This window comes from Pseudoalteromonas sp. UBA6610, from assembly GCF_002433295.1.
Classification (GTDB): Bacteria; Pseudomonadota; Gammaproteobacteria; order Enterobacterales; family Alteromonadaceae; genus Pseudoalteromonas; species Pseudoalteromonas atlantica.
Genome location: NZ_DJHW01000137.1, coordinates 10203 through 30601, shown reverse-complemented (window position 1 = coordinate 30601; position 20399 = coordinate 10203). Strand labels below are relative to the sequence as shown.

The following is a 20399-nucleotide window of genomic DNA, read 5'->3' as shown; positions in this document are numbered from 1 at the left end:
TATCTTGGCTGTTAAATAACAATTTAATACGCCGTCATTTACTCAATTTTAAAATATCACTTGATTGTTTTTTATACTAAAACTTGCTTGTTGTACGTTTTTTAGCTAATCATTAATGTGCTGGACTAACAATAACTCACAGCTTTTTAGTTATGAGAACACACAATATACACAAACCTTTTGTTGTCCTAGCGATACCAATCAAAAATAAGATTGGTTAAAAAATAAAAATAACGAATTGGCGTTTAAGCCGTATGCCTCTTCGCTTTGCATTCGCAATAGCATCAAAGGAGCCGTCACATGGGTAAACTGACCTCTACCTTGTGGCTTGTGTTGATTATGTTCCCGCAGCAAGTGCTGGCTAATAGCCAATACAATATGCGCAAGGGCGTAACCGATATAAGTAATAATGTATATCAGCTACACATGACCATATTTTTAATATGTTGTGTGATTGGGGTGATAGTGTTCGCAATAATGTTTTGGGCACTGATTCATCACCGTAAATCTAAAGGGGCAGTTCCTGCCCAATTTCATGAAAGTACCAAAGTAGAAATTCTTTGGACTGCCATTCCGTTTGTTATTTTAATTGCCATGGCAATTCCTGCCACTAAAACCCTCATTGCGATGGAAGATGCCAGTAAGGCCGACTTAACCATTAAAATTACAGGGTCACAGTGGAAGTGGCATTATGAATATATGGGTGAAGACGTAGAGTTTTACTCTATTTTATCTACCCCTCAAGACGAAATAGCCAACCTTGCTAATAAAAACCCCAATTACTTACTTGAGGTTGATAAACCTTTAGTACTGCCAATTAATCAAAAGGTGCGTTTTTTAATGACCTCTGATGATGTTATTCACTCTTGGTGGGTACCCGATTTTGCCGTTAAAAAAGATGCCAACCCGGGGTTTATCAACGAAACGTGGACCAACATTAACGAAGAAGGTATTTACCGAGGACAGTGTGCAGAGCTGTGCGGTAAAGATCATGGTTTTATGCCCGTGGTGGTTGAAGCTAAATCGCAAAAGGACTTTAACGCATGGCTTGCAGATGCTAAGCAAGCTAAGCAAAAAGCCGCACTTGCTGATGCAGCATTGCTTGAGACAACAATTCCTAAAGAAGAGCTAATGACACTAGGTGAGCAAGTGTATATGGCAAGTTGCGCTGCGTGTCATCAACCCACAGGTATGGGCTTACCGGGCGTATTTCCTGCGCTAAAAGGCAGCCCCATTGTTTTGGGTGATATAAAAGATCACATTGATGTAGTGATTCATGGCCGCCCAGGAACTGCAATGCAGGCATTTGCAAAGCAGCTTTCAATTAAACAACTTGCAGCGGTAATTACCTATAAACGTAATGCGTGGGGTAATGAAACGGGTGATGTCATCCAACCTAGTGAAATTCAGGCAGCACTTGATGCGGAGGCGAACTAATGAGTAGCATAGTAGAACAACCTAACGCCAATAACGCTCACCACGGCCATCACCCAGCCAAAGGTTTTAAACGTTGGTTATACACAACAAACCATAAAGATATTGGCAGCATGTACTTAATTTTTTCGCTGACTATGTTTTTAATTGGTGGTGCAATGGCCATGGTTATTCGGGCTGAGTTATTTCAGCCAGGATTACAATTGGTAGACCCACACTTTTTTAACCAAATGACCACAGTACACGGTTTAATTATGGTGTTTGGTGCTGTAATGCCAGCCTTTACGGGACTTGCTAACTGGATGGTACCGCTTATGATTGGCGCGCCAGATATGGCACTGCCCAGAATGAACAACTGGAGCTTTTGGATTTTACCCTTCGCTTTTTTAATTTTATTGGCATCGTTATTAATGCCTGGAGGCGGCCCCGCATTTGGCTGGACGTTCTATGCGCCGCTTTCAACAACGTACAGTAACGACAACACCGCAATGTTTGTGTTTGCAGTGCACATTATGGGGATTAGCTCAATTATGGGCGCAATAAACGTTATTGTGACCATTGTTAATTTACGTGCCCCAGGCATGACATGGATGAAGCTACCATTATTTGTTTGGACATGGCTAATAACCGCATTTTTATTAATTGCTGTTATGCCCGTATTGGCCGGAGCGGTCACTATGGTGCTCACCGATAAATACTTTGGAACCAGCTTTTTTGATGCGGCAGGCGGCGGCGATCCGGTGATGTTTCAGCACATATTTTGGTTTTTTGGTCATCCCGAAGTGTACATCATGATTTTACCCGCCTTTGGTATTATTTCGACCATAGTGCCTACATTCTCACGTAAAAAACTATTTGGTTATGCCTCAATGGTTTACGCAACCTCCTCTATTGCATTACTGAGCTTTATAGTGTGGGCGCATCATATGTTTACGACCGGTATGCCCGTTGCTGGCGAGCTATTTTTTATGTACGCGACCATGCTGATATCGGTGCCTACAGGGGTAAAAGTATTTAACTGGGTAGCCACTATGTGGCGAGGGTCAATAAGTTTTGAAGTGCCCATGCTATTTAGTATTGCCTTTATTGTGCTGTTTACCTTAGGGGGCTTTTCGGGGCTGATGTTGGCTATAACCCCTGCTGATTTTCAGTATCACGATACTTACTTTGTGGTGGCGCACTTTCATTACGTGTTAGTTACGGGGGCAATATTTTCGATTATGGCGGGGGCTTATTATTGGCTGCCTAAGTGGACGGGCAATATGTACAACATTGCCTTGGCTAAGTGGCACTTTTGGTTGTCGCTGGTAAGCGTAAATGTATTGTTTTTCCCTATGCATTTTGTAGGGCTGGCAGGCATGCCGCGCCGTATTCCCGATTACGCCCTGCAGTTTGCTGATTTTAACGCAATCATAAGCATAGGTGGGTTTGCCTTTGGTTTATCGCAGTTACTCTTTGTGGCGGTGGTAATTAAATGTGCCCGAGGGGGCGATAAAGTCCCTGCAAAAGTATGGGATGGTGCTGAAGGTTTAGAGTGGGAAGTGGACTCTCCTGCGCCGTATCATACTTTTTCTACGCCGCCGGAAATTAAATAATGACACATGCACCGCTATTAAAGCGCCTAATTCTTATTTGTATAGGTATGTTTGCTTTTGCATTTGCCTTAGTGCCCTTATATGACGTGTTCTGCGACATAACTGGGCTTAATGGCAAGCCATCGCTTGAGCAAGCTAAACAAAGTACACAGGTTGCACAAAATCGAGAAATAGGTGTGAGCTTTACAACCCATGCTCAAAGTGGTGCGCCGTTTATTGTTAAATCTAAAGAATACAGTGTTGATGTGAAACCAGGTGCCATGCGTGAGGTAATGTTTAGCGCAAAAAACACCAGTGATATCGATAAAGTAATGCAAGCGGTGCCTTCTGTATCGCCCGGAAAGGCAGCCAAGTACTTACATAAAATAGCGTGCTTTTGCTTTGATCAACAACCCCTAAAAGCGGGTGAAGAGCTTGAGTTTAAGCTGCTTTTTTATGTTGATACCGCACTGCCGAGCGATGTAGAAGAGCTAACTTTATCGTACACCGTATTTGATATTAGTGAGCAGCTAGTAGCAAGTAATAACTAGCCTGCATGTCTAGTGTAAAACTAGGAGCAAGTAACATGAATCAAGATTATGAAAACTACTACGTACCCGAGCAAAGCCCGTGGCCCATAGTGGGCGCGGTGGCGTTATTTTTTATTGCAGTGGGTGCGGCTTTAACAGTCATGAACTTAGAAAGTGAAGGGGGCAGCGGTGTGTACCTGCTATATGCAGGCATTGCAGTGCTGCTGTATATGATTATTAGCTGGTTTAAAAATGTAATTAGCGAGTCTGACCAGGGCTTATATTCAGCGCAAATGGACCGCTCATTTCGACAAGGAATGAGCTGGTTTATATTCTCTGAAGTTATGTTTTTTATGGCCTTTTTTGGCGCATTATTTTACGCCCGCATACTGTCGGTGCCTTGGCTTGGCGGCGCTGGGAATAATGCGATGACCAACGAGGTGCTTTGGCCTACCTTTGAGGCCGTATGGCCACTACTAACCACACCAGCAGGTGAAACCACGCAAGCTATGGGGTGGCAAGGCTTACCCCTTATTAATACGCTTATTTTATTAGCGTCTTCGGTTACTTTGCATTTTGCTCACGTAGCCATTGAAAACAATAAGCGTAAACCGCTAAAAGTGATGCTGGGGGCAACCATTTTATTGGGTGTGTGCTTTTTAGCATTGCAGGTAGAAGAATATATTTATGCCTACAACGACTTAAACTTAACACTAGATGCAGGCATTTACGGGAATACATTCTTTTTGCTGACAGGTTTTCATGGCATACATGTGACCCTTGGCGCCATTATTTTGTTTGTTGTATTTGTGCGTATTTTAAAAGGCCACTTTACGAAAGATAAACATTTTGCGTTTCAAGCAGCGGCTTGGTACTGGCATTTTGTTGATGTGGTGTGGCTGTGTTTATTTGTTTTTGTGTATGTGTTGTAACGGCTAATGGTGAGTGATTAGCCTTTATAAAACCAAGTTTTACAGCGGCTATCACCATCACCAAAACCACCACAGAAAACAGCACGCGACGGCCTAAAAAATGCGACATAGGCCGACCGCCAGATTTATCGGTCACCATAATAAATAGCGCTCTAAACAAGTTGAAAAGTATAAATAGTAACAGCAGCACAATAATAATTTTAATAATCACTGGGTTGACCCTTTATGCAGTTAATTTTAAGGCGTAAACAAAAGCTTAGCTCATTTATCGCACTTTGCGTTGTGGTAGCTGTGGTGCTGGTATGTGTACGTTTAGGGTATTGGCAATTAGCAAGGGCTGAGCAAAAGCAGCAACAGCTAACAGCTATAGCTAACATGCAAACCCAAGGCGTAATGAGCTGGCAGCAATTACAGGCAATGCCTTCAAAGTGGAATAAAACAGGTGTAGTGGTTGAGCTTGTCGGAAAAATAATAAATCAGCAATACTGGCTTTTAGATAACCAAGTTTACCAAGGGCAAGTCGGTTACGATTTATTGGTGTTATTTAAGCCAAGCCAAGCAAGTGGCGCTTTACTCGTTAATTTAGGGTGGGTAAAAGCGCCTATTTCACGCAGCGAATTACCTAACATCCAACTTCCTAAACGTAATATTACGTTTAAAGCGCAGATAAAAGAGCGAAATTTAACGAGCTTTAACTTACAAACCAATTCGACAAAACAAGACCTTCAAAAACGAATTCAATCAATAGATTTACAAAAGCTAAGTGAGCAGAGTAATCAATCGTTATTTAATTTTATGGCTTATCGTCAAGGTGCAGGAGATGCGCTAGCTATACCGCATTATAAAGCGGTGGTGATGAGTCCGCAAAAGCACCAAGCGTATGCAGTGCAATGGTTTTTAATAGCCTTAGCCTGTGTAGTGGTGGCCATTTTTGCCAGTAAAAAGAGGACTAACAATGAAAAATAACCCCTTAGTTTTGTTTGTTGTATGTTGCGCTGTACCGCTAGTACTTGCATACGGTGCGCTAAAACTAGACTGGTTGCCGAGCGCCATTACCAATAATGGCGAGTTTTTACAGCACGAAGTAAAGCTTGAAAACTGGCAGCAGCATAACCCTAAGCAATGGACAATTGCGCTTAATTACTCCAATAAATGTAATGCTTCATGCAATGAGCAGCTCAATGCGCTTGATAACTTATATATCGCCTTAGGAAAAAATCAGGGCAAGGTTGATATGGCTGTAATGGGGGCACCAAAAGTTAAAAACATTCCTTGGAAAACCTTTAACGCGCAACAAAATTTGCAGCCCGCTAGCTTATATTTAATCGATCATATGGGGTTAGTGGTGCTTGAGTATCCGTTTAAAGAGCAGCCACAAGAAAACCGTTTAGTGCAAAAAGGTTTATTAAAAGATTTAAAAAAACTGCTTAATTATTCTCGTTCAAGCTAATTAATAGCGCATTGTTAATGGGAGATTCCTATGTATAAAAATTATAAAAACTGGGTACTTGCAACGGGGTTACTTGCGCTGTTGGTGGTAGGGCTAGGTGCTTATACACGTTTAAGTGACGCAGGGCTTGGTTGTCCTGATTGGCCCGGTTGCTATGGGTTTTTAACTGTACCAAAGCATGAAGCCGATATCGCACTGGCTACCCAAAGTTACCCAGATATGATGTTTGAAACCGCCAAAGCGTGGAAAGAAATGATCCACCGTTACTTTGCAGGCGCGCTGGGATTGCTTATTTTAGCGCTATTTGTGTTGGCTTTTGTAAAGCGCCATTACTCAAACACACCGGTTAAATTACCGCTAGCCTTATTGTTGTTAGTTATATTTCAGGCTGCGCTGGGTATGTGGACCGTTACTATGAACTTACAACCGCTCATTGTAATGGGGCATTTGCTGGGGGGATTTAGTATTTTATCGCTAATCACTCTTTTATACTTACGTTTAACCAGTAAAACCATAGAGGGCGGAGATAGTAGCGCTAAAGGCTATTTTTCATTGAGCTTAGTTGCATTGGCTGTGTTGGTTATTCAAATTGCATTAGGTGGGTGGCTTGCAGCAAATTATGCGGCGCCACACTGTAATGGCCTACCGCTGTGTAGTTATGCGCAGCCATTTTCACTCAGTAGTGTGTTTCAGCTGCCGCTTGAGCACAGTAATTATGAGTACGGAGTGCTATCGCAACAGGCGCGTATGTCTATTCATTTACTACACAGAATTTGGGCGCTAGTTACATGTATTGTGTTGGCGCTAATTATGTGGCGTATATACAGTCAGGCGCAATCTGCAAAAATAAAACACTGTACTGTCAGCGTGCTTGTTGCGCTACTTTGCCAAATTAGTTTGGGGCTTGCGGTGGTGCATTGGCACTTTCCGCTTGGAGTGGCGCTGGCGCACAATTTAATGGCAGCTATCTTGTTATTGACTATGGTTAGGTTGTGTTACTACCTAAAAGCACGCACTTAAAGGGGAATAATTATGGCACTCACACTCGACAAAAAAGAACTACAGGTTATTAGCGCACACCCTTTTATTCAACGTGCTTATAATTTACTGCAAGATTACTTAGCTATTAGCAAGTTTAAAGTAGTGGCTATGTTGGTACTTACTGCCTGGGTTGGCTTGGCACTGGCGCCTGATGTAGGGCGAGGCATTGCAGTACAATTTATTAGTTTATTAGGCATTGGTTTGCTCTCTGGCGCTGCGGCGGTAATAAATCATGTTGTTGATAGCGAAATAGATACAAAAATGGCGCGTACACGCCACCGCCCTGTAGCCAAAGGCCGGCTTAGTAAAACCCATGCGCTAAGCTTTGCAGGCGTGATAGGGGTTGCTGGTTTTATAATGCTAATGCTTTGGGCAAACACCCTAACAGCCGTACTTACTTTGTTTGCATTAGTTGGGTATGCTTTTATTTATACCTCTTTTTTAAAGCGTGCCACACCGCAAAACATTGTGATTGGTGGCTTGGCTGGGGCAATGCCGCCTTTATTGGGTTGGGTTTCTGAAACCAATCAAATGGCAGCCGCGCCATGGTTACTAGTAATGATTATATTTACGTGGACCCCACCGCATTTTTGGGCACTGGCAATAGCACGCAAAAGCGATTACGAACGCGCTAAAATTCCTATGTTGCCAGTAACTCACGGTATCGACTTTTGTAAAACGTGTGTTGTGGCTTACACCATATTACTGGCGCTTGTATGTGTATTACCTTATTTAATTGGTATGTCGGGCGGTATTTATTTAGTAGGCGCATGTGTGCTCAATGCACTCTTTTTGTATAAAGCGGTTAAGCTTAAATTAGCCCCGAGCGATGACACCGCAATGGACTTATTTCGCTTTTCAATTGTGCATTTAATGGTACTCTTCGTGATCTTATTTATAGATAAATGGCTCCCTTTATGAAGCAGTTACGGATTAGCTTAGTTGTAATTTTTTCGTTTTTATTAGTCGCTTGCTCAGAGCAAAATAGTGCACCCGATGTGCAAGCCTTAGTGTATGAGCAAGCAAAGCCTCTTTCTGATTTTACTCTTAACGATCAAAACGGTGAGTTAGTCACCAAAGCGCAATTTTTGGGGCAGTGGAACTTAGTGTTTTTAGGCTATACCAGTTGTCCAGATATTTGCCCATTAACGCTTGCTAAACTAAACAGCGTGTATAAAAAGTTACATAACGAATACCCACTGCAAATTTGGTTTATGTCGGTAGACCCTCAACGCGATACGCCGGTAAAGCGCAAAGCGTATATTGATTATTTTAACCCTGACTTTTTAGCTGTTTCGGGTGAGCACAAAAACCTATTCCCAGTGGTTAGAGAGCTTGGCCTAATTTATGCCATTAGTGACTCACAAGAATCAGAATATGCGGTCGATCATAGTGCTTCGGTGGCTTTAGTTGATGCAAATGGAGCGGTAAGAGCCATATTTAAGCCTGAGTTCCAACAAGGAAATGTGCCCCTTATTAATACCACTCAACTCATTAGCGAATTTAAACAAATAGCGGATTACTATAAAAACTAGTTTTAAACTTTTCACGAATTTTAAAAGGAGCTTAGGCTCCTTTTTTGCTTTTTAGCGCCACTTTTAAAAGTTTTATTAATTTTTTTGAGCCTTTTATGGCAATTTTAATAACTAAGGCTAAGCTTTTGTTATGAATTGAATTGACAGGGAAAGTCCTGAAAAAATGCTAAAACTTCCAAGCGAACTTGCGATTATGCAAGTAGAGACTCTTCACCAAGATTTATTACAAGAACTCAATAGTAACAACGATATTTGTTTAGATGTCAGTCAGGTTGTTTCAGCCGATACCGCGTCAATTCAACTTTTGTGTGCCTTACAAAAACACCTACTTACCATACACCATAAAATTGTATGGGTAGGCAGCAGTGATGCACTTCAAAACGCCATTAATCAACTTGGCTTAAGTCAATATTTAACACTTGAAAGTAAAGGTTAGAGGTTTATATGAAGAAAATTTTAGCGGTTGATGATTCTGCGTCAATGCGTCAAATGGTGAGCTTTACGCTTAAAACCGCAGGTTTTGATGTTACCGAAGCAAAAGATGGCAGCGAAGCCCTCGCGATTGCCAAGCAGCAAAGTTTTGATGCGGTAATTTCAGATGTAAATATGCCCATTATGGATGGCATTACGCTTATCAGAGAGCTCAGAGGCCTTCCTGATTACAAATTTACGCCGCTACTTATGCTAACCACAGAGTCAGGATTAGATAAAAAAGTAGAAGGTAAAGCAGCTGGCGCAACAGGCTGGATTGTAAAGCCTTTCAACCCGGATCAGTTACTAGCGGTACTTAAAAAAGTAATTCGTTAACTGAGGAGTGCGGCGTGAGTATAGATTTAAGTCAATTTTTTGAAGTGTTCTTTGAAGAAAGTTTTGAAGGCCTAGATACAATGGAGGCCGAGCTATTAAATTTAGAGCCCGGCGAAGAAGACTTAGAAACAATAAATACTATTTTTAGAGCTGCGCACTCAATTAAAGGGGGCAGTGGCACCTTTGGTTTTAACTCTGTTGCTGAGTTTACCCATGTGCTAGAAACCCTACTGGATCAAATACGCCAAGGTGAGCGCGAACTCACCACCGAGCACGTTAATTTATTGCTTAAAGCTGTTGATTGCTTGCGTGGGTTACTCGGTGAGCTGCAAGCAGAGCAAGAGCCTGATTTATCACACGCTACAACCTTAAAAAAACAGTTTGAAATTGTACTCGAAATGCAAGCTGATTCAGCCCCAAGTGAGGCAAGCGAAGTAACGGCTGCTGCTGAGGTAAATACCTTTCAAATTGATTTTAAACCGCATCATCACCTTTTTAAAACAGGCAACGAGCCTTTATTTATGATCAGCGAACTAGCTGAACTCGGCGAGCTTGAAACACAGGCCTTTTTAGACGATATCCCAGATATTAAAGATTTAAGCAGTGACGAGTGCTACTTACACTGGCGCTTTTTTTTAAATACCAGCGAAAAAGAAGCCGCCATTAAAGAGGTATTTGAATGGGTAGAAGATGATGCCGATATAAAAATAGAGCTTTGTGGCGGGTTATTTGATGAAGACACGTCTCACACCGCAAACGCTGATGAAAAGAGCAACGATAGCATAGCTCAAACACCGCCTATTAGCGATGCTAAAAAAGCACCCGACAAACCTAAAAGCAAACCCACAGCCGATAAAAAGCCAACATCAGCACCAGAGTCTACCTCCATAAGAGTAGGAATAGACAAAGTAGACTCGTTAATAAATATGGTTGGTGAGCTGGTGATAACACAAGCCATGTTAAATCAGTTGAGCGAGCAAGAAATTAGCGAATCGACCATTACGTCATTACAAGAAGGTTTGGCACAACTGGCGCACAATACCCGAGACCTGCAAGAAAATGTTATGCGTATTCGCATGTTACCGATTAACTTTGTATTTAGCCGGTTTCCGCGTTTAGTGCGCGATATAGCGCAAAAACTAAATAAACAGGTGGAGTTAAAATTATTAGGCGAGCAAACCGAGCTAGATAAAACGGTAATGGAAAAAATATCTGACCCTATGGTGCACCTAGTCAGAAATTCGCTCGACCATGGCCTTGAAACAATTGAACAGCGGGTTGCCGCAGGTAAAGACCCAGTGGGCACTGTGACCTTAAATGCCTTTCATCAAGGTGGCAATATCGTTATAGAAATAATGGACGATGGGCAAGGCTTAAATACGCAAAAAATTAAAGAAAAAGCCATTGCTAATGAGCTGATCACCGCTGATTGTAATTTAACAGATGATGAAATTAACGAGCTTATTTTTATGCCTGGCTTTTCTACCGCTGATGCGGTTAGCGATTTATCTGGGCGTGGTGTAGGAATGGATGTTGTTAAGCGCAATATTCAATCTTTAAATGGCTCGGTTGAGGTTTCATCAGCGCCTGGCGTTGGCTCTACCTTTACAATTAGGCTGCCCCTTACGCTTGCCATTTTAGATGGGCAATTAGTTAAAGTTGCCCAGCATACTTATATTATTCCGCTTATTTCTATTGTTGAATCGCTACAGATTGATATCACTAAAGTAAGCCGAGTGGGTAAAGACTTAGATGTACTAAGGCTGCGTGACGAATACATTCCTATTTTACGCTTATATCAAATTTTTAATCATCAAAACGCCATAGAGTCATTAGACAAAACCTTGCTGGTGGTTGTTGAAACCGACAACCAAAAAGTGGGTTTGCTGGTAGATGACTTACTTTCGCAGCAGCAGGTAGTAATAAAAAGTTTAGAGGCCAATTATCAAAAAGTAGATGGGGTGTCTGGAGCAACTATTTTAGGCGACGGGCGTGTATCGTTAATTGTTGATATTAGCGGCTTAATAAAATTATCAGGGCTCAAAAAACCAGGTAGCCAAGAGCTAATCATAGAATCTAAAACACCTCTGGAGGCTTCATGATTAGTGAACAAAGCGAGCTAAACAACAAAATTGATTTAGGGCAACAGCAAGGCGTTAAGCAGTTTTTAACCTTTATTATGGCTGGCGAAGAATACGGCGTAGATATATTAACCGTGCAAGAGATCAGAAGTTGGGAAGAAATTACCGTACTGCCCAACGCGCCGGATTTTGTTAAAGGAGTGATAAACCTTCGCGGCACCATAGTGCCAATAATAGATTTACGCTTACGTTTTGGCTTGCCAAGCACTGAATATGGGCCATTAACGGTTGTTATTGTTGTAAAAGTTATTTTTGAAAACGATTCAAAAATAATGGGCATCGCAGTAGATGCGGTGTCAGATGTTTACAGCATTACAGAGCAAGACGCCAAGCCCGTCCCTAGCCTGTCTGATTCGAGTAATTGTGAATATGTCGCAGGGTTGGTGAACGTGGGCGAAAAAATGGTCTCGTTAATTGATTTACAAAGAACAATGGATATATAGCCACAGCGCTATGTAGCAACAAAAACAAACATAAAGGTGGTGATGGGCATGGGATGGTTTAGTAATCCGAAGCAGTCAGAATCAAGTAATGACTTAATCGTTAATGCATTAAATAAATCATTAGCGGTTATTGAGTTTGAACCCAGTGGCAGAATAATTACGGCTAATTCAAACTTTTTAAATGCAATGGGATACCGTTTAGAGGAAGTGCAAGGGCAGCACCACTCTATGTTTGTTGAACCAGATGAAGCACAAAGCAGCGAGTATAAAAATTTTTGGCAACGCTTGCGCGGTGGTGAGTTTATTTCTAATGAGTTTAAGCGTCTTGCTAATGGAGGGCGAGAAGTATGGATCCAAGCTACCTATAACCCAATTATTGATAGCCAAGGGCAAGTGCTAAAAGTAATTAAATTTGCTACCGACATTACCGAACAAAAGAAACAGGCCGCTGAAGCGCAAGGCCAACTTGAGGCAATTAGTAAATCTCAGGCGGTGATTGAGTTTAATCTTGATGGCACAATTATTACTGCTAATGACAATTTTTTAAATGGTTTAGGCTATCAACTTAGCGAAATAAAAGGCCAGCATCATAAATTATTTGTCGACCCAGAATACGCTAAAACAAACGAGTATAAACAATTTTGGGATAAGTTAGGACGAGGCGAGTACGACTCGGGCGAGTACATGCGAATAGGCAAACAAGGGCAAGAAATATGGATTCAAGCCTCTTATAACCCTATTTTCGATTTAAACGGCAAGCCTTATAAAGTTATTAAATACGCCAGTGATATCACCGCGCAAAAACAGCTAGAGCGCGAGTCTAAAAAGGCTGCCGATTTGGCAAGTGCGTTAACTGTTTGCCAAGCCAATGTGATGATTGCCGATAAAGACCTAAATATTGTATTTGTAAACGATCAGGTTAAGTTAATGCTCAAAGCGCGAGAAACTGAGTTGCAAGGTGTGCTACCTAGTTTTTCTGTTGATAATTTAATAGGCACGTGTGTTGATGATTTTCATAAGCACCCAGCTCATCAACGCGAACTATTAAAAAACTTAAAACAACCTTATAAAACTGAGTTACGTTTAGCGGGGCTTATTTTTAGTTTAATTGCTACACCGTGGATAAACCATGAAGGTAAGCATTTAGGCACCATTGTTGAGTGGGAAGATATTACCGATAGCGTAGCAAAAGCAGAGCAAGAACGTGCTGAAGCACAAGAAAACTTACGAGTAAAACAAGCCCTTGATACCGTAGCAACAAACACCATGATAGCCGATGCTTCAAATGTAATTGTATACATGAACAACGCGGTTAAATCGATGATGAGTATTGCTGAAGATGATTTGAAAAAGGAGCTGCCAAACTTTGATAGCACCAATTTAATGCAGCAAAACATTGATATATTTCATAAAAATCCGGCTCATCAACAAAACCTACTAGCTAAGCTTACAACAACTTACCGAGCCGAAATAAAAGTAGGCGGGCGTACCTTTGGTTTAGTTGCAAACCCTATTTTTACACCAGAACAAGAACGCATAGGCACCGTAGTTGAGTGGGAAGATAGAACGGGCGAAGTTGCAATAGAAAAAGAAATTGCACAATTAGTCAGCGATGCAGGTAATGGCGATTTAGAAACCCGAGTAGATGAAAAAGGTAAAGAAGGCTTTTTCTTACGCTTAGCGCAGGGCTTAAACAGCTTAGTTGAAATTGTGGATGATGCCGTTAGTGATACCGCGCAAATGCTTGATGCAATGGCCAATGGCGACCTATCAAAACGGATAGAAAAAGAGTATCAAGGCTCGTTCGATAAGCTCAAGCAAGATGCTAATACCACAGCAGATAAATTGACCGATGTGATTAACCGAATTAACTCATCGGCCACGTTAGTAGCCAGTGGCGCAGAGGAAATTTCGCAAGGCAACGCCGATTTAAGCCAGCGTACCGAAGAACAAGCTTCATCACTTGAAGAAACCGCGTCAAGTATGGAAGAAATGACCAGTACTGTAAGGCAAAATGCAGATAACGCAAAAGTCGCTAACGATTTAGCCGAAGAAACCTGCGAGAAAGCAATTCAAGGTGGTGAAGTAGTTAATAGAGCTGTAACGAGTATGTCGGCCATTAACGAGTCGAGTAAAAAAATTGCAGACATTATTGGCGTGATTGATGAAATTGCCTTTCAAACTAATTTACTGGCACTTAACGCCGCCGTTGAAGCAGCCAGAGCGGGTGAGCAAGGCCGTGGTTTTGCCGTTGTTGCTGGTGAGGTGCGTAATTTAGCGCAGCGCTCAGCTGGAGCAGCCAAAGAAATTAAAGAGCTTATTAGAGACAGCGTTGCAAAAGTTACCGATGGCTCTGTGCTTGTAAATGAGTCGGGCGAAACACTCAGAGAAATTGTTTCAAGCGTACAACGTGTTACGCAAATGATTTCGGATATAACCGAGGCCTCTGAAGAGCAAAGCGCAGGCATTGAGCAAGTTAATAAAGCGGTTGCCCAAATGGATGAAATGACCCAGCAAAATGCGGCGCTTGTAGAAGAAGCGTCTGCGGCGGGCGAGTCAATGGCTGAGCAAGCAAACGAGATGCGTCAGTTATTGCACTTTTTTTCACTCGGGCAGCAAGGCATGAACACATTGCCAAATACGCACTTTGAACGCTCAGCGCCCCCTGCGCGCCAACCTAGTGGCTATTTAAAAAATACCCAACCCAAAGGCGAAAACTTTCTAGACTCAGCAGATGAATGGGAAGAGTTTTAGTCATTACTGGCTTGCTAGTTAATACCCTAGCAAGCCTGCTTTACAAGGGATGGTATGACAATGAAAGAATTTTTATGTACCGATAAAAATTTTAAAGACATTGCCACTTTAGTTTATAACGCGTGCGGGATTGTGCTTGGCGATCATAAACGCGAAATGGTGTATTCCCGCTTAGCAAGAAGGGTAAGAGAGCATAAACTTAAAAACTTTTCTCAATACTTAGAGTACTTACACAATAATAAAGAGGCTGAGTTTGACGCATTTATTAATGCTATTACCACTAACTTAACCTCCTTTTTTAGAGAACCCCACCACTTTGAGTTTTTAAAAAACACCATAGTGCCGCAGTTACTTAGCAGTAACAAAGTAACAAAACGAGTACGCGTATGGTCAGCGGGTTGCTCTACAGGCGAAGAGCCTTATAGCTTAGCAATAACCCTTGCCGATTTATTCCCAAGTTCTTGGGATGTAAAAATTTTAGCAACCGATTTAGATTCTAATGTATTAGCCAAAGCACAAGCGGGTATTTATACCGCGGCTAATGTAAATGGCTTAGAAAACAATGTACTTAAAAAGTGGTTTTTAAAAAGCAAAGATGGGCAAACATATAAAGTAAAACCACAGTTAAATAAGCACATTTTTTTTAAACGCCTTAACCTTTTACAAGAATGGCCTATGAAAGGGCAGTTTGACTTAATTTTATGTCGTAACGTGGTTATTTATTTTGATAAAGAAACAAAAGACACCTTGTTTAAACGTTATGCAAATGCACTTAATCGTGACGGTTATTTGTTTTTAGGGCACTCAGAGAGTATGGGAAAAGAGCATTCTGAGTTTAAAAATTTAGGGAAAACCATGTATCAAAAGCAACACAATGCACGCACAGTTTAGGCCGGTGCTCCCAGGGTTTGAACATATAAAACGTTACTGGGATGCAGGGCGCACAAGCGTGGTGGCAAAAATATTACCTGGCGAATTTTATGTATCAAAAAATGATGAGCTTATTTCTACAGTGCTTGGGTCGTGTATAGCCGCGTGTGTTTACGATGAAAAAGCCGGTATAGGTGGCGTAAATCATTTTATGTTGCCAGTAAAAAAAGGCCTAGAATTAAACAGTGCCCATAGTTTGAGCTGCCGCTACGGGAATTGGGCAATGGAATACCTGATCAACGAAGTACTCAAAGGTGGTGCTGCGCGAAAAAATTTAAAAATAAAACTCTTTGGTGGCGGCAAAATAATTAGCGCAATGACCGACATAGGGATAGGTAATATTAGCTTTGCTAATGCGTATATTCAGGAAGAGTCGCTCAATCTTGTTGCAAAAGATATGGGGGGGCCGTGGCCTCGAAAAATTTTTTTTCATCCGCATACGGGCAAAGTCCACGTAAAAAAGCTGAAGAATTTGCACAATAACACAATTGAAAAACGCGAAGTGCGCTACCTGCAAAACCTTAAGCAACAAGATAAAGCCACCGAGACTAACATAGAGCTGTTTTAGGAGCCGTAATGGTTAAAGTTCTGATAATAGATGATTCACCACTGATAAGGCGTTTGCTGAGCGAAATATTATCTCAGGCTAGCGATATCGAGGTTGTTGGCTGTGCTGAAGACCCTTATCAAGCACGAGAAATGATTAAATTGCTCAATCCGGATGTGCTTACCCTCGATGTAGAAATGCCAAAAATGGACGGCATTAGCTTTTTAAGAAACCTAATGCGCTTAAGACCTATGCCCGTTGTGATGATTTCTACACTAACCCAGCAAGGCTCGCCTATCACGTTAGAAGCACTTGAGCTTGGTGCAGTGGATTTTATTGCTAAGCCAACGGTGAATGTTAAGCAGCAAATGAGTCAATATGCATATGTTGTGCAGCAAAAAGTGCGTGTGGCGGCAGGTGCAAGGGTAAGAAGTTTTAAAAAGGTAAGCACCGTAAGTGAGCCTTTACCTAGCAATGCACAATTTTTATTAAACAAGGTAATAGCGATAGGGGCTTCAACAGGGGGCACAGAAGCAATAAAAGAAGTGCTTATAAAAATGCCGACCAATTGCCCTGCGATTGTGATTACCCAGCATATTCCTCCGGTATTTAGTACCTCGTTTGCCCAGCGTATGGACCGCACCTGTGCAATTAACGTAAAAGAAGCGCAGCACGGCGACAAGCTCACTGCGGGATGGGCTTATATAGCCCCTGGTGGTTTACACTTAAGCATAAAAAAAAGAGGGGCAAGTTTATATTGCGAGCTTGATGATTCTGAGCCTGTTAACCGCCATAAACCGGCAGTAGATGTATTATTTAACTCGTTACTTGAGTGCGGCGCAAAAAACATTGTGGCAGCGTTACTAACCGGTATGGGGAGCGATGGAGCAAAGGGCTTGCTTAGCATTAAACAAGCGGGTGGTTACACCATTGCACAGGATGAGTTTTCTTCTGTGGTGTGGGGAATGCCCAAAGCGGCGGTTGATTTAGGCGCCGCTCACGAAATTGTTGCGCTTGATAAAGTAACCCAGCGCTTATTGCATCAGGCTATAAAGGTGTAATTGCTACTGAATAACCCACGGCTGCGAAAACCAATAGTAACTACCAGGGTGCTCAATAGAAGGGGCGGTACAATTAAAGCGTGAACGGCCTTTATTTAGCGCCTTTGGCGAGTCAATTTTTACAGTTGTGTCGTTTATCCAAGTTAATTTAGCCTGCCCAACACTTGATACATAACACGCAAACTGACTTTTATGAAAATCACCCATTTCAAACTTAATGCTGAGCGTTGGTGGGTTTTGTGAGGTTACACTGTCTTGGTAATCTAGGGTTTTAATACTAAACGCCCGAGAGTTTAATTTTGTAATTAACGTATCTAATTTACTGTAAAAGCCGGAGGCTGGAAAGCGCGGTAAGCGGGTAAAGTTAGCGTTTTTATTTACAGCGCCTGAGTGCTGACCAATGCCAACAAAGCCAAGCTCTTTTACAAGCGCTTGTAGTTTGTTATTAAACTCACCATACGGGTACGCTAGGTATTTATAATCGTGGCCTATTTCTTCTTTAATACGCTGTTGAGAATGCAAAATATCTTGTTTAATACGTGCTTGCCACTGTGCATCGCTCTCACCTTTTAGCTTAATATGCAGGTAGTCATGCTGGGCAGTGTGATTGGCAATTAACGCCCCTTTGCCTGCGAGCTCTTTTAATTTATCCCACCCCATTACGTAGCCTTTGCCTTCATCAATAAGGGTAGGGTTTACAAAAATAGTATAGGGGTAACCAAATTTTTCTAAAATAGGCGCTGCTTGTTCGTAGTTATTGTTGTAACCATCGTCAAAGGTGATAGCGACTGTTTTCTCAGGTAAGGTTTTGCCTTGTTGTAGAGCTCTTATTAGCTCATTTAGTGCAATAACATTAAAATTATGCTCTTTTAAGTAGCTCAAATGCTTGGTAAACGTATTTGCGCTTATACTGGTCACAGCCGGAAGGGTTTCGCTTACATGGTGATACTGTAAAATAACCGCCGCATGAGCACGTACTGATAAACAAATGAGAGTAATTAAAACTAAATGAAACAATTTCTTAAACATAATAAGGCACACCATAAAAGCTTGCTGTTGCTAGCGGGTCCAATGATATTATCAAATATTACTGTCCCACTGTTAGGAATTGTTGATACCGCTGTTATTGGCCACTTAGGTAGCGCACATTACTTAGCGGGCATCGCACTTGGCTCAGCTGTTATTTCTATTTTATTTTGGCTCGCCGGTTTTTTACGTATGAGCACCACAGGGTTAGTGGCCCAAGCATACGGGCAAAATAACTTAACACAGTTGGCAGCGCTTTTAAAACGCAGCTTATTACTTGCCGTGTGTGTGGCGTTAGCGCTTATTGCCTTATCACCCTTGATAAAACAAGCCATTGCATTTTTATCAGGCGCAAATAGTGAGGTTCTTGCTCAAGCATATCAGTATTTTAGTATTCGTATATTTAGTGCCCCTGCCGCACTTTGTAATTTAGTGCTGCTTGGCTGGATGCTTGGCGTACATTATGGGCGAGGGCCATTTTACTTGCTGCTAGTGACCAATATTACCAACATAGTGCTCGATATATATTTTGTGGTGTATTTAGACTGGGCAGTAGCGGGAGCAGCGTGGGCGTCGTTAATTGCAGATTACAGCGCGTTGGCTTTTGCGTTGCTACTAGTGATTAAGCTCGCTAAAAAGCAAGGCGTGGAGCTAAGCGTGCCCAATTGGCTCAGTGTTAGCAAAATGGCAGAGCTACTTAGTTTAAATAGAGATATATTTATTCGCTCTTTAATTTTGCAATTATGCTTTAGCTTTATGACCTTTTATGGCGCCCGCATCGGCGAAACAACGCTTGCAGCGAATGCCGTGTTACTTAACTTTTTAATGTTAGTAAGCTTTGCACTTGATGGAATAGCCTATGCAAGCGAAGCCAAAGTTGGTCAAGCTAAAGGCCAGCGAAGCGTTAATAACATTAGATTATGGGTAAAAATAAGTGTGTTTTGGGGGATGCTTTTTGGCGTGCTTTACAGCGTATTTTTTGCTGTGTTTGGCAGCGCTATTATTAAGCTTTTAACCAATGTACCCGAGGTGATAGAAGCTGCGACAAATTACTTACCGTGGGTAATAGTATTGCCTATGTTAGCAATGAGCTGCTTTTTGTTTGATGGCGTATTTGTAGGGCTTACACGGGCAAAAAATATGCGTAACAGTATGATTCTTTCTGCTGCTGTTGGCTTTTTTGGGGTGTTTTGGGTGTTTATAGAGTGGCAAAATAATGCGTTATGGCTGGCTATGAGCTGCTTTATGCTTATGCGCGGCGTTACGTTAATTATTAAGTATTTGCAGTTAAAAGCAACTAATCAGCTGCTAGATTAAGCGAACGTGTCATTTCCATAGGTCGGGGTCGTGATCTTTTGGCTCCATATCTTTTAAAACTTGCGAGAAACGATTGGCAAAAATACCGCTATAACCCCATGCAGCAAAAAATAATGCCGGGATTAAAATAACCACACCTATAATTTGTAAACTAAAGTGAGTGTAGTAGCCAAGGGCAATAAATATCACGGCTAGCACAAACAGTGCTAAGCCGCGAAAAAAGCGCGTTAAACTCAACTTAGGGTTACTCCCTAAGCGATAAATAAGCGGCTTTAACATTATTGCTTAGTAATAAGAGTGATCGCCCGCTTGGTGCTCGGTAATGTCGGCAACACCGGTGATTTCCTCAAACTTTGCAATCATTTCTTTCTCGATGCCTTCTTTAAGCGTTACATCGATCATAGAGCAGCCATTACAACCACCACCAAATTGAAGTACTGCAATACCTTCAGCGGTTACTTCAACTAGGCTTACTTGGCCACCGTGGTTAGCTAGCTGTGGGTTTACTTCGGTTTCTAGCATGTGTTGAACACGCTCATTTAGCGATGCGTTATCACCTAGTTTACGTGCCTTTGCATTAGGCGCTTTTAAAGTTAACTGAGTGCCCATTTTGTCGGTAACAAAATCAATTTCAGCTTCTTCTAAAAAAGGAGCGCTTTCTGTATCTACTACGGCATCAAAACCATTAAAGTTAAGACGAATATCGCTGTCTTCTACGGCGTCTTCTGGGCAATAAGAAACACCACATTCCGCTTGTGATGTACCAGGGTTTACAACAAACACACGAATATTAGTTTGTTGTGCTTGATCTGCTAAAAGTTTAGCAAAATGCGCTTGTGCTGTTTCGGAAATAGAAATCATAAAACCGTCTATACTT

At 41.8% G+C, this 20399-nt stretch carries 22 protein-coding genes; 18 read left to right on the top strand and 4 right to left on the bottom strand.

Going from position 1 to position 20399, the window contains the following annotated elements; genetic code table 11:
* Positions 1–300: 300 nt before the first annotated feature.
* Genes coxB through B4F91_RS17990 form a run of 4 tightly spaced genes read left to right on the top strand, consistent with a single transcriptional unit; the run spans position 301 to position 4470 of the window.
* Positions 301–1437 (top strand): cytochrome c oxidase subunit II, encoded by a 1137-nt coding sequence (gene coxB / locus B4F91_RS18005; RefSeq protein ID WP_286936374.1) that lies wholly within the window; start codon positions 301–303, stop codon positions 1435–1437.
* Entirely contained in the window at positions 1437–3029 is a 1593-nt protein-coding gene (gene ctaD, locus B4F91_RS18000) for a cytochrome c oxidase subunit I (RefSeq protein ID WP_273611846.1), read from the top strand. Before coxB ends, ctaD begins: the two co-directional genes overlap by 1 nt.
* Positions 3029–3559 (top strand): cytochrome c oxidase assembly protein, encoded by a 531-nt coding sequence (locus B4F91_RS17995; RefSeq protein WP_004588216.1) that lies wholly within the window; start codon positions 3029–3031, stop codon positions 3557–3559. The genes ctaD and B4F91_RS17995 overlap by 1 nt, the downstream gene beginning before the upstream one ends.
* A 35-nt stretch (positions 3560–3594) precedes the next feature.
* Complete coding sequence (locus B4F91_RS17990) at positions 3595–4470, top strand: cytochrome c oxidase subunit 3 (RefSeq protein WP_286936378.1); 876 nt, start codon at positions 3595–3597, stop codon at positions 4468–4470.
* Here B4F91_RS17990 and B4F91_RS19420 read toward each other — a convergent pair.
* Positions 4370–4681: a DUF2909 domain-containing protein gene (locus B4F91_RS19420; protein WP_085065488.1), complete on the bottom strand. Its 312-nt coding sequence runs from the start codon at positions 4679–4681 to the stop codon at positions 4370–4372. The two genes, B4F91_RS17990 and B4F91_RS19420, sit on opposite strands and share 101 nt — an antisense overlap.
* Positions 4682–4695: 14 nt before the next feature.
* On the opposite strand from B4F91_RS19420, the gene B4F91_RS17980 reads away from it, so the two are divergent.
* The 13 genes from B4F91_RS17980 (at position 4696) to B4F91_RS17920 (ending at position 17179) form a co-directional block, all read left to right on the top strand.
* Complete coding sequence (locus tag B4F91_RS17980; protein ID WP_286936380.1) at positions 4696–5436, top strand: SURF1 family protein; 741 nt, start codon at positions 4696–4698, stop codon at positions 5434–5436.
* Positions 5426–5920 carry a hypothetical protein gene (locus B4F91_RS17975; RefSeq protein ID WP_004588220.1) on the top strand — a complete coding sequence of 165 codons (495 nt, stop codon included), beginning with the start codon at positions 5426–5428 and terminating at the stop codon, positions 5918–5920. Before B4F91_RS17980 ends, B4F91_RS17975 begins: the two co-directional genes overlap by 11 nt.
* A 30-nt stretch (positions 5921–5950) precedes the next feature.
* A complete protein-coding gene (locus tag B4F91_RS17970; protein WP_248533009.1) occupies positions 5951–6940 on the top strand; it encodes a COX15/CtaA family protein in 990 nt (329 codons plus the stop codon).
* Between the two features lie 12 nt (positions 6941–6952).
* Positions 6953–7882, top strand: coding sequence for a heme o synthase (gene cyoE, locus B4F91_RS17965; RefSeq protein WP_024033912.1), 930 nt, complete (start codon positions 6953–6955; stop codon positions 7880–7882).
* Complete coding sequence (locus B4F91_RS17960) at positions 7879–8496, top strand: SCO family protein (RefSeq protein WP_024033911.1); 618 nt, start codon at positions 7879–7881, stop codon at positions 8494–8496. Before cyoE ends, B4F91_RS17960 begins: the two co-directional genes overlap by 4 nt.
* 163 nt (positions 8497–8659) lie before the next feature.
* A complete protein-coding gene (locus B4F91_RS17955; protein ID WP_286936384.1) occupies positions 8660–8932 on the top strand; it encodes an STAS domain-containing protein in 273 nt (90 codons plus the stop codon).
* A gap of 8 nt (positions 8933–8940) precedes the next feature.
* A complete protein-coding gene (locus B4F91_RS17950; RefSeq protein WP_029773320.1) occupies positions 8941–9303 on the top strand; it encodes a response regulator in 363 nt (120 codons plus the stop codon).
* 14 nt (positions 9304–9317) lie between these two features.
* Positions 9318–11405, top strand: coding sequence for a chemotaxis protein CheA (locus B4F91_RS17945; RefSeq protein WP_286936386.1), 2088 nt, complete (start codon positions 9318–9320; stop codon positions 11403–11405).
* A complete protein-coding gene (locus B4F91_RS17940; protein ID WP_286936388.1) occupies positions 11402–11887 on the top strand; it encodes a chemotaxis protein CheW in 486 nt (161 codons plus the stop codon). The genes B4F91_RS17945 and B4F91_RS17940 overlap by 4 nt, the downstream gene beginning before the upstream one ends.
* Before the next feature lie 48 nt (positions 11888–11935).
* Positions 11936–14641: a methyl-accepting chemotaxis protein gene (locus B4F91_RS17935; protein WP_273587834.1), complete on the top strand. Its 2706-nt coding sequence runs from the start codon at positions 11936–11938 to the stop codon at positions 14639–14641.
* 60 nt (positions 14642–14701) lie between these two features.
* Positions 14702–15532, top strand: a complete 831-nt coding sequence (locus B4F91_RS17930; protein WP_055255309.1) for a CheR family methyltransferase — start codon at positions 14702–14704, stop codon at positions 15530–15532.
* Positions 15516–16139, top strand: coding sequence for a chemoreceptor glutamine deamidase CheD (gene cheD / locus B4F91_RS17925; RefSeq protein ID WP_024033904.1), 624 nt, complete (start codon positions 15516–15518; stop codon positions 16137–16139). The genes B4F91_RS17930 and cheD overlap by 17 nt, the downstream gene beginning before the upstream one ends.
* Positions 16140–16147: 8 nt before the next feature.
* Entirely contained in the window at positions 16148–17179 is a 1032-nt protein-coding gene (locus B4F91_RS17920) for a protein-glutamate methylesterase/protein-glutamine glutaminase (RefSeq protein ID WP_055255281.1), read from the top strand.
* Positions 17180–17182: 3 nt separating this feature from the next.
* On the opposite strand, the gene B4F91_RS17915 is transcribed toward B4F91_RS17920, so the two are convergent.
* On the bottom strand, positions 17183–18208 hold the full coding sequence (locus B4F91_RS17915) for a polysaccharide deacetylase family protein (RefSeq protein ID WP_286936392.1): 1026 nt from the start codon (positions 18206–18208) through the stop codon (positions 17183–17185).
* Between the two features lie 42 nt (positions 18209–18250).
* Between B4F91_RS17915 and B4F91_RS17910 the strand changes: the two genes are divergently transcribed.
* Positions 18251–19522 (top strand): MATE family efflux transporter, encoded by a 1272-nt coding sequence (locus B4F91_RS17910; protein WP_054983329.1) that lies wholly within the window; start codon positions 18251–18253, stop codon positions 19520–19522.
* 9 nt (positions 19523–19531) lie between these two features.
* Here B4F91_RS17910 and B4F91_RS17905 read toward each other — a convergent pair whose 3' ends face one another.
* The gene (locus B4F91_RS17905; protein ID WP_286936394.1) at positions 19532–19801 is read right to left on the bottom strand and encodes a hypothetical protein; all 270 of its coding nucleotides are present in this window, start codon (positions 19799–19801) and stop codon (positions 19532–19534) included.
* A 6-nt stretch (positions 19802–19807) separates the two neighbouring features.
* Positions 19808–20383, bottom strand: a complete 576-nt coding sequence (gene nfuA / locus B4F91_RS17900; RefSeq protein ID WP_029774190.1) for a Fe-S biogenesis protein NfuA — start codon at positions 20381–20383, stop codon at positions 19808–19810.
* Positions 20384–20399: the final 16 nt, after the last annotated feature.

Bases quoted from the DNA above. Each gene is read 5' to 3' on its own strand.
- coxB (WP_286936374.1), top strand. From the start codon at position 301: ATGGGTAAACTGACCTCTACCTTGTGGCTTGTGTTGATTATGTTCCCG.
- ctaD (WP_273611846.1), top strand. From the start codon at position 1,437: ATGAGTAGCATAGTAGAACAACCTAACGCCAATAACGCTCACCACGGC.
- B4F91_RS17995 (WP_004588216.1), top strand. From the start codon at position 3,029: ATGACACATGCACCGCTATTAAAGCGCCTAATTCTTATTTGTATAGGT.
- B4F91_RS17990 (WP_286936378.1), top strand. From the start codon at position 3,595: ATGAATCAAGATTATGAAAACTACTACGTACCCGAGCAAAGCCCGTGG.
- B4F91_RS17980 (WP_286936380.1), top strand. From the start codon at position 4,696: ATGCAGTTAATTTTAAGGCGTAAACAAAAGCTTAGCTCATTTATCGCA.
- B4F91_RS17975 (WP_004588220.1), top strand. From the start codon at position 5,426: ATGAAAAATAACCCCTTAGTTTTGTTTGTTGTATGTTGCGCTGTACCG.
- B4F91_RS17970 (WP_248533009.1), top strand. From the start codon at position 5,951: ATGTATAAAAATTATAAAAACTGGGTACTTGCAACGGGGTTACTTGCG.
- cyoE (WP_024033912.1), top strand. From the start codon at position 6,953: ATGGCACTCACACTCGACAAAAAAGAACTACAGGTTATTAGCGCACAC.
- B4F91_RS17960 (WP_024033911.1), top strand. From the start codon at position 7,879: ATGAAGCAGTTACGGATTAGCTTAGTTGTAATTTTTTCGTTTTTATTA.
- B4F91_RS17955 (WP_286936384.1), top strand. From the start codon at position 8,660: ATGCTAAAACTTCCAAGCGAACTTGCGATTATGCAAGTAGAGACTCTT.
- B4F91_RS17950 (WP_029773320.1), top strand. From the start codon at position 8,941: ATGAAGAAAATTTTAGCGGTTGATGATTCTGCGTCAATGCGTCAAATG.
- B4F91_RS17940 (WP_286936388.1), top strand. From the start codon at position 11,402: ATGATTAGTGAACAAAGCGAGCTAAACAACAAAATTGATTTAGGGCAA.
- B4F91_RS17935 (WP_273587834.1), top strand. From the start codon at position 11,936: ATGGGATGGTTTAGTAATCCGAAGCAGTCAGAATCAAGTAATGACTTA.
- B4F91_RS17930 (WP_055255309.1), top strand. From the start codon at position 14,702: ATGAAAGAATTTTTATGTACCGATAAAAATTTTAAAGACATTGCCACT.
- cheD (WP_024033904.1), top strand. From the start codon at position 15,516: ATGCACGCACAGTTTAGGCCGGTGCTCCCAGGGTTTGAACATATAAAA.
- B4F91_RS17920 (WP_055255281.1), top strand. From the start codon at position 16,148: ATGGTTAAAGTTCTGATAATAGATGATTCACCACTGATAAGGCGTTTG.
- B4F91_RS17915 (WP_286936392.1), bottom strand. From the start codon at position 18,208: ATGTTTAAGAAATTGTTTCATTTAGTTTTAATTACTCTCATTTGTTTA.
- B4F91_RS17910 (WP_054983329.1), top strand. From the start codon at position 18,251: ATGATATTATCAAATATTACTGTCCCACTGTTAGGAATTGTTGATACC.
- B4F91_RS17905 (WP_286936394.1), bottom strand. From the start codon at position 19,801: ATGTTAAAGCCGCTTATTTATCGCTTAGGGAGTAACCCTAAGTTGAGT.
- nfuA (WP_029774190.1), bottom strand. From the start codon at position 20,383: ATGATTTCTATTTCCGAAACAGCACAAGCGCATTTTGCTAAACTTTTA.